This window comes from Alteromonas sp. CH_MED4-4, from assembly GCF_037029575.1.
Classification (GTDB): Bacteria; Pseudomonadota; Gammaproteobacteria; order Enterobacterales; family Alteromonadaceae; genus Alteromonas; species Alteromonas macleodii.
Map to the genome: position 1 here is coordinate 1 of NZ_JAYMEU010000014.1, position 15,451 is coordinate 15,451.

General features: G+C 44.2%; 10 protein-coding genes. 7 read left to right on the top strand and 3 right to left on the bottom strand.

Annotated elements, in window-relative coordinates:
- Window positions 1-474: 474 nt before the first annotated feature.
- From WA381_RS11190 to WA381_RS11220, 7 genes are all read left to right on the top strand, one after another.
- Window positions 475-3,033 (top strand): sensor domain-containing protein, encoded by a 2,559-nt coding sequence (locus WA381_RS11190; RefSeq protein ID WP_061486595.1) that lies wholly within the window; start codon window positions 475-477, stop codon window positions 3,031-3,033.
- A 171-nt stretch (window positions 3,034-3,204) separates the two neighbouring features.
- Entirely contained in the window at window positions 3,205-4,557 is a 1,353-nt protein-coding gene (locus WA381_RS11195) for an alkaline phosphatase PhoX (protein WP_061486594.1), read from the top strand.
- A 273-nt stretch (window positions 4,558-4,830) separates the two neighbouring features.
- Window positions 4,831-5,007 (top strand): hypothetical protein, encoded by a 177-nt coding sequence (locus tag WA381_RS11200; RefSeq protein WP_155279885.1) that lies wholly within the window; start codon window positions 4,831-4,833, stop codon window positions 5,005-5,007.
- Entirely contained in the window at window positions 5,004-6,620 is a 1,617-nt protein-coding gene (locus WA381_RS11205; protein WP_273070703.1) for a catalase, read from the top strand. Before WA381_RS11200 ends, WA381_RS11205 begins: the two co-directional genes overlap by 4 nt.
- Before the next feature lie 150 nt (window positions 6,621-6,770).
- Window positions 6,771-7,388 (top strand): ankyrin repeat domain-containing protein, encoded by a 618-nt coding sequence (locus WA381_RS11210; RefSeq protein WP_014950839.1) that lies wholly within the window; start codon window positions 6,771-6,773, stop codon window positions 7,386-7,388.
- Window positions 7,389-7,496: 108 nt separating this feature from the next.
- Entirely contained in the window at window positions 7,497-8,039 is a 543-nt protein-coding gene (locus WA381_RS11215; RefSeq protein ID WP_014977495.1) for a hypothetical protein, read from the top strand.
- A 223-nt stretch (window positions 8,040-8,262) separates the two neighbouring features.
- Complete coding sequence (locus WA381_RS11220) at window positions 8,263-10,710, top strand: S8 family serine peptidase (protein ID WP_061486592.1); 2,448 nt, start codon at window positions 8,263-8,265, stop codon at window positions 10,708-10,710.
- A gap of 253 nt (window positions 10,711-10,963) precedes the next feature.
- Here the strand turns inward: WA381_RS11220 and WA381_RS11225 are convergent, their stop codons facing one another.
- Genes WA381_RS11225 through WA381_RS11235 form a run of 3 tightly spaced genes read right to left on the bottom strand, consistent with a single transcriptional unit; the run spans window position 10,964 to window position 15,430 of the window.
- The gene (locus tag WA381_RS11225; RefSeq protein WP_014977493.1) at window positions 10,964-11,593 is read right to left on the bottom strand and encodes a response regulator; all 630 of its coding nucleotides are present in this window, start codon (window positions 11,591-11,593) and stop codon (window positions 10,964-10,966) included.
- Window positions 11,590-12,279, bottom strand: coding sequence for a sensor histidine kinase (locus tag WA381_RS11230; protein ID WP_014950835.1), 690 nt, complete (start codon window positions 12,277-12,279; stop codon window positions 11,590-11,592). The genes WA381_RS11225 and WA381_RS11230 overlap by 4 nt, the downstream gene beginning before the upstream one ends.
- Complete coding sequence (locus WA381_RS11235) at window positions 12,272-15,430, bottom strand: serine/threonine-protein kinase (RefSeq protein WP_156086954.1); 3,159 nt, start codon at window positions 15,428-15,430, stop codon at window positions 12,272-12,274. Before WA381_RS11235 ends, WA381_RS11230 begins: the two co-directional genes overlap by 8 nt.
- Between the last annotated feature and the right edge of the window lie 21 nt (window positions 15,431-15,451).

Below are 15,451 nucleotides of genomic sequence, written 5' to 3' on the forward strand. Positions count from 1 at the left end.
ATCCGTGAAGGTGGTCGTACAGTAGGTGCTGGTGTTGTATCTAAGATCCTAGACTAATCTAGACTTAGCAACACAAGCCAAGAAAAGCGCACTTAGGTGCGCTTTTTTATGCCTGCGATTTAGAACGTCACTCCCTCGCAATCTGCATAACAGAAAGCTTTGGGGAGAGAAGGAAACACGCCGTAAACTTACCCTTCTTTTTAAGTTAGAGCTTCGACACCGCCTCCCCTGCGTTGTAGAGTTTCAGAGGGCACAGCACTCACTCTCTAATACAGAAATAACTTAAGGCCCGGCGGGTTTTATGGGGAAGCGGACAAACTTATTTCAAAATGACTAGGTTCGAGGCTAGCCTTAATCGCAAGTTGAGCTATGCTTAGGCATTGATAAATTTGAAACTTATTATCGTCCTGCCTTTTTTCCGTCAGTGCGAAGTGGCAAACTCCATTTTAATGTTTTAACAAGGTTTTATAAGTAATGTCATTCGAGTCAGTTTTAAATGAATCGGAGTTCAGCACAATTGTTTTGGAAAATCGTAGTGCTTATGAGCAAGATTTATTAGGGTTTAATGAGTTACTTCACGCTGACTATCTCTTTTTAGGCGTCAAAAAAGCGGATAAAATTTCCGTATTAGTAGGGCTTGCGCACGACTCTCCAATTTCACAAATTGAATATGACCTGAAGGGTTCGCCTTGTGAAACTGTCTTGCTAACTGGAGCGTGTGGTTACAAGTCGGACATTTGCGAGCATTTTCCCGATGATCAAACCCTCAGTGAGCTTAATGCGCAAGGGTATTTAGGCGCGGGCCTCTTTAATGAGAAAAACCAAGATATTGGTTTACTCGTTGCTATTTTTAACACTCCCAAGCATGACATCAATAAGTGGTTACAAGTTTTCTCACTTCAAGCTAAGTTGTTTTCTACACAACTGCAGAAGGACTTTTTCGCAATAAAAACCGCGCGTAACCTAAGCCTTATTGATGAAATAAGCCGTATGTCGAAAACAGGGTCATGGGAGTTTTATCCTGAAACTGAAAAGTTAATATGGTCATCAGAGACATACCGTATCTTCGGTTTACCAGTCGGTAGTGCCATAAACGTCCAAAAAGCCATCAACTCTTTCGCCCCGGGATATACTGAGGAGTTAACGCTCGCATTTGATAACCTCCGTTTTCACCAACAGCCCTATGACATTCAGTGCAAAATTATCGATTCGTCAGGCACTATTCGATGGGTAAGAGCCTCTGGGAAAGCGGAGCTTTATAAGAATGGCGCAGTGAAGCGTCTTTTCGGTGCATTTGAAGATATTACTGAATATAAAACCGCGCTTACTCTCAATGAAGAGCGAGCGATGAAAATTCAAAATATTTTGAATAATATCAATGATGCTGTATTTAGTATCGACGTCAAGGGCACAATCACACATTGTAACGACATTGCGCTTAAAACGTTTGGTTACACGCGAAGCGAGTTAATCGCTCAGTCTGTAGAGATTCTAATGCCAGAACCTTATGCGTCTAACCATGCTTTTTATATGCGCAATTATATGGAGACTGGGGTAGGTAAAATTATAGGAGTAGGTCGTCAGCTTCCGGCTAAGCGAAAAAACGGCGATATATTCCAGATGGAATTGTCATTGTCGGAGAGTTTTGACCAGGGTGAAAGGGGATTTATAGGTGTTATACGGGATATTAGTGAACGTATAGAAGCGCAGGATACCATTTATAACCTCGCTTATACTGACTCTGTTACCCGCCTTCGAAATCAGCAGTGGTTCCATCAACGCTTTAAAGACTTGATGTTACGCGCATCGTTAAAGCAAGAATATATACATATTTTGTTGTTAGATATCGATAATATGGCGCAAATCAATACGCGTTTCGGCTTTGGTAACGGCAACTATGCTATAAGAAAGATTGCAGAGCAGTTGCTTTTCGTCATCGGCCACGATTATGAAATTTTTAAATATGGCGGTGATAGTTTTGTCGTACTGTCTAAAAAAACGTACATAAAAGAAGACCTTCATAAATTTGATGCGAACTTAGTGGAAAGCGCACTCCTTAGTCCACGTCATTTCGATATTGTCATAAATTCAGTGAAATGGTCTCTTACTGCGTCACTTGGCAGTGCTATCTTTAACCCGCAAGGTCAAAGCTTTGAGTCAATCATCAATGTAATCGAACAGGCTGTTAAAAGGGCAAAAAGGTCGGCACCTTTTGGTCTTTGTCATATTTCAGAGGATGGGTTTAAAGAGTTCGACCGTTATTTAGATATAAAATCTAAGCTTGAACAAGCGATAGAACGCGATGAATTATCAATAGTACTTCAGCCTCAAGTTACTCATGATGGAACGGTTTCTTCTTTCGAAGCGTTGGTGCGGTGGTACTCGAAAGAGTTAGGTCCAGTAAGCCCAAGTGAATTTATTCCTATTGCCGAAGAGAGCTACGCTATCTGCGAAATAGGTGACATAGTTTTAAGAAAAACGCTGAGCGTTATTAGTAACTTCGTGAAAAGCGGTTTAAATACCAGTATTGCGATCAACATAAGCGCTAGACAAATAGTTGTGCCTGACTTTATAAATTCGCTACTTTCTCGCGTAAATCAATACGGTATTCCACCTCACATGTTAATGCTGGAATTAACAGAAACCGCTTTAGTGGTGGATATTGAGCTGGTTAAGGAAACCATGCTTGAACTCGCAAGATTCGGCTTTCGCTTTTCAATTGATGATTTCGGTACCGGATATTCCAGTCTTGCATACCTGAAAGTTCTCCCAATCAGTGAGCTTAAAATAGATAAGTACTTTGTGGACGACATAGGAAAAGACTTTGATGGAAAAGCGGCGCAGATTGTTGATGCAATTATTGAAATGGCCAAAGCACTGAATGTCACATGTATTGCAGAGGGTGTAGAGAGTGAAGAGCAGCTAAAATACCTAATAGGTAAAGGCTGTGGAAAATTTCAAGGCTATTACTTCTCAAGGCCTGAACCGGAAGCACATTGGGCGGGAATCAATGAAAACACAAAACTACCCTAAATTTAAAGAAAGTTTGCAATTATCCGCTATTGGCTAGCCAGTCTTGATCGTGTTCTAGGTTCTCTTTTTCACCTGAAAAAGCGGCTTTCTTGTAAGTTTTATAAGCTCCTTTTGTCATACTGTAACAATACCGAGTTATAATTTTTGAATTTAGTGCTGTGAGAGACTTTGATGATAACACGACGCCAGTTTTTAGTAGGCTCTTTGGCATTTGGTGGCCTAGCGACCAGTGCTTTTGGTAAGAAAATAAATTTGGCGTCTATGCCGATTAGTGAAGGCTATGGTGCACTAGTCGCCGACCCTCAAAAGCTGCTCGATTTACCTAAAGGCTTTAGCTATAAGGTTATATCAAGCCTTGGAAATAGCATGTCTGATGGTTTGCATGTACCTGACAGAGCGGATGGCATGGGTTGTTTGCCTGTAGAAGGCAGTAGCGACAAAGTTGCGCTAATACGTAACCACGAACTGCACCCCAAACACTTAAGTGCTCAGCCACAGTCTATTCAAATGCATACTAGCGAGTTGGCCTATGACAACTATCATAGTGGGGTAGCTTTACCAGGCGGCACCACAACCATGGTGTATAACCTTACCACCAAAATGGTAGAGCGAGAGTTTATCAGTCTTGTTGGAACGGTAAGAAACTGCTCGGGCGGCATTACGCCTTGGGGCACGTGGCTAACGTGTGAAGAGTCAGTAGACCGACCTCATGGCCCGAACGGCGATGTAGTAAACAAAGATCACGGCTACATATTTGAAGTACCTGCAAATGCTGACTCACTCATTGAAGCTAAACCACTTAAAGCAATGGGGCGCTTTAACCATGAAGCGGCATGTGTTGACCCCAAAACAGGCATTGTTTACCTGACTGAAGATCAGGGTGACAGCTTGCTATATCGCTTTGTGCCTAACGAGTACGCTAACCTGGCAGCTGGCGGCCAATTAGAAGCTCTGGTAGTAAAAAACAAACCTCAGTTTGATACACGTAATTGGAGTTCCACAACTATGCCATTGGCGACGTGGTTCGACGTTGAGTGGATAGTATTAGACAACCCAGAAAGCCCGAACGATGACTTACGCGCTAGAGGATATGAGAAAGGTGCTGCCTTATTCGCTCGCGGTGAAGGTATACATTGGGGTGAAAATGAGCTTTATTTTTGCTGTACTAATGGTGGCCAAAAGCAGCTCGGTCAGGTGATGAAACTTGTTCCTTCTGCTGATGGTAAACAGGACAAGCTGCAGCTATTTTTAGAAAGTGAAGACAAGAACTTATATAACTTCGGCGATAACCTAACCGTATGTCCAAACGGGCATCTATTGGTGTGCGAAGACCAATATACCGACATTGTTGATAATCATTTACGCGGTGTTACACCAAATGGAGAAGTGTATAACTTTGCAAAGCTCCATGCGCAAACTGAACTTGCCGGCGCGTGTTTCTCGCCCGACGGCAATACGCTTTTCGTGAATATTTACTCTCCAACGAAGACCTTAGCTATAACCGGGCCATGGCTTGAAGGTTAGAGATCAGAGGTTGGAGACCAGATATTACGGTTATCTAGAAAACTGGCGTCATTTATTCTCATTACTTTAAAATGGCGCCGTTATCCCCCAAGTGTGAACTGCAAATTTCTATCAACCTTTCTTTCGTCACGCATCATTTACTTACTTTCATACCTTTTCTCAATTAGCTAGCATCTTTACAATCAAATAAATTAATTATTTGAATCGTTTTAACCCGTTTTAATAGTTTTGTTCAATTAATGATAATGCTCTCAACTTAAGAAGGAGAGCCAAATGAGCGCACTATTAAAAAAGCTAACAACGGCGAATAGCCACCGTGTTTCCTCCACAACTAATCAACCCATTCGAACGCAATGCAATTACGCTGATAACTATTATGGCGACCAAGTTTGCGTAGAAGTCAAAGCCCCTAAACCTCGTACCAACCTTCATGTGGGAGTACAGCTGTGAGAACCTCAATGAAATCAACGTTAACTAAGTTTGTCCTAGGCGGCGTAGCTGCCAGTATGCTTACCTTAGGCGTAAGCGCCGATACACTAACACGTCAAAATGGTGCCCCCGTAGGCGATAATCAAAACTCGCAAACAGCAGGCCCATGGGGACCGGTTTTACTACAAGATTCGCACCTTATTGAAAAGCTAGCGGCATTTGACCGCGAGCGTATTCCTGAGCGCGTTGTTCACGCACGTGGTACAGGCGTATATGGGTATTATGAAAACCTGGTCGACCTTTCAGATGAAACACTGGCTGCGCCGTTTCAATCAGCGGGTAAAAAGACCGACGTTTTTGTTCGTTTTTCATCGGTAGTACATGGTCATCTGTCACCTGAGACGCTGCGCGACCCGCGTGGCTTTGCAGTGAAGTTTTACACTGAACAAGGTAACTGGGATCTCGTCGGCAACAACTTCCCGGTTTTCTTTATTCGCGATGCAATCAAGTTCCCAGATATGGTGCATGCATTTAAACCATCGCCGGTAACGAACAAGCAAGAGCCTAAGCGCATTTTTGATTTTTTCTCGCACGTACCAGAGTCAACGCACACGTTAACTATGCTTTTCTCTGACTACGGCACACCGGCAAGCTATCTAAATATGGATGGTTCAGGTGTACATGCTTTCAAGTTTGTTGATGACGAAGGTAATTACAAGTACGTGAAGTTCACATGGAAGTCGAACCAGCCAATAAAGAACTTTACCAATGAAGAAGCCATGAAAGTGCAGGGAATGGATATGCAGCCGCATACTACCGACATCTACACGCGAATTGGTGAAAAAGGTGAAACAGCGTCTTGGGATCTTTATTTACAAGAGCTGGAGCCAGAGCAATTGGATGATTTTGAGTTTAACCCACTTGATACCACTAAGATTTGGCCTGAATCGCTTGTGCCGGCTAAAAAGATTGGTCGTCTAGTGCTTAATCGTGTACCAGATAACTTCTTTGAAGAAACTGAACAAGCGGCATTTGCACCAAGCAATTTAATTCCTGGTATTGAGCCGTCAGAAGACAGAATGCTTCAAGGTCGTTTGTTTTCGTATGCTGATACACAGCGCTATCGCCTAGGTGTAAACGCGTACCGCATTCCGGTTAATGCGCCTAAAAATACGGTTATTAATAACCACGAACAGCATGGTCAGCTTCGAACGACTAGCACTGCGCGCGACGTGAATTATCAGCCAAGTCGACGTCTTGATCTTAACGAAGATCCAGCGTTCCGTTACTCAAGCAAGCCGCTTGCAGGTATGACGCAACAAATTCCGTTCTACAAAGAACAGAACTTCAAGCAAGCGGGTGAGTTTTTCAGAAACCTAACTAAAGAAGGTCAGAAAAACCTAATTAGTAACTTAGGTGGTGCGTTGGCATCGGTGCCTGAAGAAGAAATTCGCGTCATTATTAGTGCTTATATGTACAACGCTGATAAAGACTACGGTGCAGGTGTAGCAAAATTAGCGAAAGCACCAATGTCTAAAGTTCGTCAAACGGCGAAAGACTTAATGGAACAGCAAGCTGCACGTGCCGCTAAAGCAAAGCAAGTTGCTGAAAGCCTAACCGCACTAATGCAATAAGCTAAATAGCAATAGGGTTGGGAGTTACATCACAGTGTTGAGTAACTCCCATTTTTCTCAAACAATTCTTCTTTAACAATCTTTCTGTAACAGCTTTACTGAAAACAGTTTTGTAGTAACCAAATTTAGATTTACCAGTAAGGGGGCACAATGTCTTTTTTAAAGCAAACACTTACGGCAGCGCTGTTCGTCGTTGCCACCTTCACCAGTTTTTATACTAGTGCGGTAAGTGACGCAACCACTCAAGCTGATACTCAACAAAGTGCAACTAGGCCTAATATGGAGACCTTGAAAGCACGTTATTTTGATGCAGCGCGGGAAGGTGATAGCGCCATGCTGAGTGCGTTTTATCAAGCCGGTTTAGATGTTAATGTGGCCGATGAAAAAGGCTACACCGCACTTATTCTTGCGGCGTACCATGGGCATACCGACACCGTGAACTTTCTTATCAGCGAAGCTAATGCCAACCCATGTCAAGAAGACAACCGCGGAAACACCGCACTTATGGGGGCCATATTTAAAGGTCACGTCAGTGTAGCTAAGCAATTGGTTTTTGCCGATTGCGATATAGATGAAGAAAACGAGCAAGGCCAAACGGCGTTGATGTTCGCAAGCCTTTTCGATAGACAAGAAATTATCAATACGCTTATCGATAAAGGGGCTAACCCAGCTCACATGGATAAAGCGGGTAATTCGGTAGCGGATATCGCTCTTTCGCAAGGTAATTACGAACTAGCAAAAGTACTACGCGAACAAAACGCTAATTAAACCACGTCATATTAGATAGCATTGAATACAACTAGGGGGAACTCCCTATTTGTATTCAATGCATTAAGTTCAATACTAAGCCCATAAGAATTTAGAAGTGGGTTTACTATGAAGTCATTAATTGCCGCTGTGTTCGTTCTGTTTTCTATGCCTTCTTTCGCTGGCGTAATTACCTATGATTTCACACGATTAGTGTTAGGTGACGAAGCTGACCAAACCAGCTTAATTGGGCAAATCACCTTTGATGAAAACGAAACCCAGTTCAATATGAATACATGGCTATCGTTTTTCTTTCAGTTAAAGTTCGATAACGTCTCTTACAACATTCTAGAAGAAGACATCGCTGAATTTGCAGTAGTTGATTTAAATAATGGTGTGTTTGGTGATGAAAGCGGTGAAGGATTTGAGTTCTACATTGAAGATTCAAGCGTTCCCTACGAATTCACTATTAGCTCAGGTTTAGCCGGTCTAGGCGAAACAGACACCTGTGTTTTCTTTGACGGTGGCGACCGCTGTGCGGGTGGCTTGTTTCAAGTAGTTAAAACTGTTGAATCTAATAATGGCTCAACTCAAGTGAGTGAACCTGCTTCTTTTGCCACTGCGATGCTAATTCTGTTTGCGTTTACTTCAATGAGAAAGCGCAAACAGTAATCCTTTTTAAGTTAATGTGTTTCTGGTACCTCGTTCGTTCCCTCCAACATATCTATGTTTCTCGATAGTTGGTGTTTTCAGCCCTCCTTTTGTGAGGGCTTTTTTCTTTTTAAGTTTCTGCTTTTTCAACGCTTTTATAAATTACATCGAATAGGGGGAACTCCCCATAGTTTTGCTTCTTTGGTTGTTAAATACTCAAGGGGTACTCAAAGAGAGGTGTATTATGAAGTTCCTTAATAACAAAACAGTATTATCAGTAGCTATTGCTTGTGCCCTACCAGCGAGCATGGTGAATGCAAAAACTTTCGATAAAACATTGGCTGATGCGCTTGCGGCTTCGCCACTAGAACTACAACAAGTTATTGTTACATTTGAAGGTAAGGGACCTGCCACAACAGAACAAATTACAGCACTTGAATCGTTAGGTATCACTGGAGGTGTTAGCCTACGTAACGTGCCTATTGTTGGTGTGTTAGCCAACAAACAGCAAGTTGAAGCGCTTTATCAACGCGATGACGTGGTGTCAGTGTGGAACAACGACCCACTAGAACTAGAAAACCATGAGTCTACCCAAATCACGGGTGTACAGGCACTACAGGCTGACCGTGACATTCGCATAAATGGCATGCCGGTATCAGGTAAAGGCATTGGTGTAGTAGTAAACGACTCGGGTGTTGACGGCACACACGGTGATTTAGCATTCCCTGATCACGTAGTTCAAAACGTCTTAGCGCAAGTAAACTTAAACAGCTACAGCGGCATTTTACCGATTACATACCAAGAAAACGTATCTAACACCGATATTTTAGGCGGTCACGGAACGCATGTGGCAGGCACAGTAGGCGGTAATGGCGCCAAGAGCGGTGGCTTGCATGCAGGTGTAGCACCGGGTGCAGACATCATCGGTTATGGCTCGGGCGCAGGTCTATTTATTTTAGATACGATCGGTGGCTTCGACTACGCGTTAACACACCAGTTTGATTACAACATTCGTGTTATTTCTAACTCATTCGGTAACACTGGCGATGTGGGTACAGAATTTAATCCAGATGATCCAACAAACGTTGTGACTAAAGCACTGGCAGACAACGGTATTATTACCGTGTTCTCGGCAGGTAACTCAGGCCCAGGCGAATCGACAATTACCGGTAACTTCAAAAAAGCACCTTGGGTAATTACAGTGGCTGCGGGCAACAAGCAAGGCGAGCTAGCTGACTTTAGTTCTCGCGGTGTCGACGGAAAAGGCGGACAAGCGGTTGTTGATGGTGAAGTGTTCACGTGGGAAGACCGTCCTACCGTAACGGCGCCAGGTGTAGACGTTATTTCTGCTCGTGCATCACTGTCTAGCCTAGGCGGTTTAAGTGCAGCTGACGACGCGGAAATGATTGAACCACAACACCTACCGTTTTATACCGTATCTAGCGGTACTTCAATGGCTGCGCCGCACGTGTCAGGTATTGTTGCATTAATGCTAGAAGCGAATCCAAACCTTCAGTGGGAAGATGTGAAGCGTATTCTTCAGGAAACCGCAACACCAATGGCTGGTATGGACGAGTGGGAAGTGGGCGCTGGTTATGTTAACGCTTATGCTGCGGTAACTGCAGTGCTTGAAGGTGAAGAAGTATTTGGCGATACCGTGAAGAAAAATCGCGAATTTAACGCATTTGCTAATGTTGCTGAAGGCGATAGCTTTACGCTACCTACGACTTACCTACCCGTAGGTGAGTCACCTGTAGAAGAGTTTGAAGTAACGTCTGACGTATCTATGGTGGTGGCGAGCGCGTCAATTGAAACGGCAACAGCGTTCGTACTAGAAGACCCGGCAGGCAACCGTTATGGCTCTGGTATCGGCCTACCTGTTTTAGGTTCTTCTGTTGGCACAGCTGCGCCGGGTATGCCGGGTACATGGAAACTATATAGCCGCGGAATTGGTAGCATTAGTGGTGTGTCAGTTGACCCACTAGGTGTTACAAACGGTGTGGGTATCCCTGGCACTAACGATGTGAATATTCGCTTGTTAGTCACATCAGGTTACACCGGTATTGATGATGCAGTAGGTCATCCTGCTAAACCTTTCATTGAATACGTTGTTGCTAATGAGCTAATGGATGCAAAAGAAAGTGGGTTTGCACCAGACGCACCACTAACTCGTGTAGAGCTTGCTGATACGCTAGCGCTTAGTGCAAACCTTCGTCAAACAAACGACGGTAACACAGTTAACTACACCGATGTGAGTGCAGAAAATGCTGCAGCGGTAAACTCTGCCACAGCGACAGGTGCGGTGTTGGGAGATTTAGATATGAATACGCAGCCCGTAATGCAAGCTGATGGTGACTTCTTTGGTAGCAACATGCAGGTGAGCAAAGAAGAAATGGCGTACTCAATGGTTCAAGCATTAGGTCTTGAAGATGCAGCGCAAAGCTTTGACTCTCAGAAGGTTATCGCAATTGTTCTTGGTGAAGCGGTGGAAGTTGAAGACACCGATGCGATTGCTCCTGAGTATCGCGGCTATGTTCAACAAGCACTGGCTGCAGGGCTAATGCAGGTAGAAGTAAAAGTAGAGCAAGGCCCATTTGACCTACAGCCTACGCTTAAAGCCTTCTTTAATCCACAAAATGGGGTATCAAGAGGCGAAGCCGCGTTTATCCTAACGCAATACACAGAACTTTAGTCCTTTGAGGCGAGGGCCGGTTGTAACATTCAAAACACGCGGTAAACCCATCCATGGGCGCTCCACAGCAGCATCCCTGCTGCTGAGGGTTTTGAATGCCACAACCGGCCCTCGCACACTTTTTAGAGAGGGGTGGCTGAAGTAAGGCCCCTCTTTTTTGTTTAGGGCTTTAATTACCGCAACCAGCATTCGCTGAATATGGAATATGGTAGGGGGGAATGGAAAAGAGTTCCACACTGAGAATAAATCCCAACTATTCTAACAAACCTGCTTTTCCTGCCATTCTGATAAGTTCTGCCGAACTGCTTAAATTAAGCTTCTTATAAATATTACTGCGGTGATTTTCTGCAGTTTTAAGGCTCATATCTAGTAGCTCAGCAATCTTCTTACTGGTGTTGCCTGCAGCAACTAAGAAAAAAACTTCTCGCTCTCTTCTAGTTAATACGCTTAGCGGCGATACGTGCTTTTGGCATTGATCGCTAGATGACTGGGTTAGTTCATCGGGAAAACAGGTTTTGTTTGCGGCCACTTTCTTGATGGCTTCAACCAAGCTTTCACCGGAAGATTCTTTTAATATGTAGCCTTTAGCGCCTGCGTCGCGCATGGCTTCAATGTATTCCACTTCGTTGTGCATAGAAAGCACAAGAATTTTCGCGTCACTGCGCTGAGATAGAATTTTATCAATAGCGACCAGACCACTCATACGTGGCATCGAAATGTCCATCAAAATAACATCTGGCGAGAGCTTTAACACTGCAGCGATTAATGCGACACCATCGTCGCATTCTCCCACTACGCTGATATCTGGGTTGGCATTTAGCATTTGAGACACGCCTTGACGCATAAGCACATGGTCATCGGCTAGCACTACACGAATTGTCATACGGGTACCGTTACTGTTGTTCTGGTGCCTTGCCCTACTGCAGAGTCTATTTCCAGTGTCGCATTGAACGCTTCTGCTCTGTCGCGAATACTAGAAAGGCCAATGCCGGGCTCTATGGCTTTACTATCAAACCCTACACCATTATCAAGAATATCCAAACGAATAACGTGATGATGGTAAGAAATTGATAAAGTAAGGTTGGTGGCCTCGCTGTGTTTTATAGCATTAACCAGCGTTTCTTGCGCAATTCTAAATAATAATGTGCTTATGTCTTTGGGCAGATCAGGAGGTACGGTAATCTCGGTGTGATATTCAATATCTTCACCACTAAGCAAATTTCTACAAAGCCAGTTAAGTGCTGGTTTAAGGCCTAAGTCATCAAGGATTGTTGGGCTCATTAGCCGTGATAATTGTCTGACATCATTTAACGCCATTTCAGCGATGCCGTGTAGTGCCTCAAGCTCAGGCGATGAGGTTGATAATGCTTGCAGTCTTCGTGTCAGCCCTGTGAGCAGCTGACCAATCCCATCATGTAATTCACGAGAAAGCTTCGCTTTTTCTGATTCTTGTTGAGCCCACAATCGTTTTGCGAGCTGTTGCAAAACCTCTTGATCGGCATCTAATCGAGCCTGAAGGGTCGCCTGTAACGCTTTAATGTTCTCTATCTCGGTGGCCAAGTCAGTCAAAATAGGCGTTCCTGTAGTCTCCAACCTGTTGCTCAGGTAATTGAGATAGCCATTTGGATGTTAAGTCATCCACCGTGTCTTCTTTACCTGGAATGGCGCGATAGTAAAGGTGGTTACGCCAGTAGTTAGGATATAACGCTAATTTTTGCTTTAACTTTTCGATGGACTCTTCATCACCTAGTGACGCCTTTACGTATAGCCACTGCAGGTAAGGCTGGTAGTAGGTTGGTTTAATGAGCGAGCTAAGCTTCTCCATGGCGCTGCTATTTTCATTCAAAGAAAGTCGCTGCTGTATGTCGAGCAGAATTTTAATTTCAGTGATGACCGGCACGTTGGTGTTATCGACAAGTGTAGTGTAGATCTCGTCTCGTTCGTTATTTAGTGTACCTTTATGATGCTTCAATCCCAATGTTAACCATTGGTAAACGGCAAATTGCTCGTGGCGCTCTTCGCTAATGGTAGGCGTCACGGTTTCAAGACTGTTTTCTAGGCATAACCAGTTTGCGGTAAGTAAACACATCTCTCCCTGCCATAGTAATACCTCGGTTTGGGCTCTGACATCTTCAGAAGCCTGAGCTAAGCGCCTTGCGTCAGCGGCGTGCTGCGTGGCTTCAGTCAAATTTCCGTTTGCAAAGTTTAAGTAGCTGAATAGCAGGTGGTTATAAAGCTTTTCTTGATTGTGCTGTGTACCGAGTCGTTGCTCGACAGTGGTTAAATAATTGGTGGCGGTATTCTTGTCCCCTTTTACCAAACTCAACTGTGCAAGATTTTGATGGGTTCGAAGTAAGTGAGACTCGTCCCCATTTCTTTCAAATAGCATTTTCGCCTGCTGCCAGTAAATCTCAGCAAGAGAGATATCTCCAATTAGAAAATGCATATAGGCCACATTGCTCATACTTTGCGGCTGAAGCACCTTGTCATCGGTTTGCACACGAATATCAAGACCGCGTTTGTAGTACTCTAACGCTCTTGCGAACTGGCCTCGCTCTTCAAACATAAAACCTAGTGTATCGTTTACATGGGCTTCTTGTGCCAAGTCACCTAAATCGTGGAGTAGTTTTACCGCTTCTTCTAATGACGCCTCTGCAGTGGTATAGTCGCCCGTAAGAGATGTGGCAATGGCGAGGTTGGCTAAGGTTTTAGCCCGCTGAGAGGGCTGCGTTTTTGCATCACGCAATGCCAGTGCGTCTTTAAAATACTGCGCTGCAGCCACATTGTCAGCTGTACGTAGGTAAGCAATACCAAAAGCGTTAAGTACTAAACTCTCGCCTCGGGGATCTTTTGCTTGACGAAACGCTACGAGTGCTCGAGTTAATGAGTCGCTGGTGGCAGTTTCAATGTCCCCATTAATAATTTGCAGACGAGCAAGTTCAAACCAAAGTTGTCCATTATTGGGGCGAAGGGCTAAAGCAGCTTTATAGTCGGACATTGCTTTGGCATCTTCGCCAGCCCACTGATATATGTCTGCACGCATCGACAGCAAGTCTGGTCTGTCAGGGAACTGAGAAACAAGCGCATCTATTGATTGTTGAGCAAGAGACAGATCTTCGTTTAGCTCTGCTCTTAATAGCTCGCCCTGTAAACGCCAATACACTGCCAAGTCAGAGAGTTGGAATAAAGTTTCTACCGCTTGCCTGGCACCGTCATAGTCGCCCGTATTTAAATCGTTTCGAGCCTTTGCCACCCATCCACCCGGATAGTCCGGTGTGGTTGCTATAATCGCCTCAACGGTGTCTGCGCTATTTAACGCTTCTCCTTTTTGCCAAGCGGTATCCAAGGCATCAAGGTAGCGTAAGTCAGGAAGTGGTTGGGGCGATTGCGTTTCGATGGCGTCAAATAACGATTTAATGAGCTTGTTAGCAAATACACTTAAATCATCGGACAGGGTGTTTGCATTTACATTATGCGACACGGTAAAAATAGGTTTGTTAGCGGGCATACTAAGTACGCTGGCATGAAGTAAGTAACTATCGCTACTGGTAGGCGTAGCATCAAGTAATAATACGCTGTTTACCGACGTGGAAGCGGCTAAGTCTACTCTGTCATTGTCGTTATTAAATGGGGATAACGCTAAGTTTGACATCAATGTTTGGGTTTGCTCTTTATCATCTAAAACAATGTGAGGATGAGTAGACAGGGGATAGCGCAGTAACGTGTTTATCGTATCTAAAAGTGGATATTGAGGATCATTGAGTACGAGTAGCTGAATAGGAGTATCAGAGGGCAGTCTGGTTTGCGCTTTTTGATACCAAGAGTAAGAAAAAATGCTGGCGCTAATCACAAGTACCAATATGGCAATGGCGGAAAAGGTGACAAGGGTTTTGTAAGTTACATTAGCACTGCCATTATCGCTTGATGAGCTGATGTTAAGTGCCTGTTCCAAAGAGAGTCTCTTCGCGGGCAAATGGTGTGTTAATTGATCAATACAAGCTTTGCGTTTTTTCGTCCACAGGTATTGAGAAAAGCCCAGTCCTTCCTTTTGTACACAGCCCAGCATATCTTCTAACACTCTTCCTAAGCTGTAGGTGTCAGAGTGTTCGCTCGCTTTTCCAGTCTGGATGACTTCAGGAGCGGTATAGTGTTGGTGTCCGCTCGTTTGAGCGCCAGATGCAGCGCTCTGCCCAATTCCAAAGTCGATCAGTTTAATGTCTTCATTGTGATCAAGAAGAATATTGTCTGGCTTTATATCGCCATGTTTAATGCCTATCGATTTACAGGCCAACAGTGCCTCAACGAGCTGTTGCTGCCACTTGTCGAAATCGGCTTTGCTGATAGGTTGTTGAATGCGTGTATACAGAGGCTCGCCTTCAATAAACGCCATTGTAAAAAAGGCGGTATCTCCATCAGAGAAAACGTCATGAACACGGATGATATTAGGATGCTGTAGTTGCCTAGCAATGTTGACTTCATTGCGGATGGTTTGCATTTTAACCGGGTCGCTGGCGCCACCCTCAATGACCTTAAGTGCAACTTTCACATCAAGTAATTCATCGATGGCGCTGAAAACGGTGGCCTGAGCACCTGAGCCAAGTTGTTCAACAATTTGAAACCGGTTAGCTAGACGGGAATTTGGCGCAATAGAAGTCCCTAAAGCAAGCGCCTCAGTTTTAAGAGAATTGTTTTGCGACGAGAATACATCGGGCCTGTTCAAAGCCTTCTCCACACTTCACTA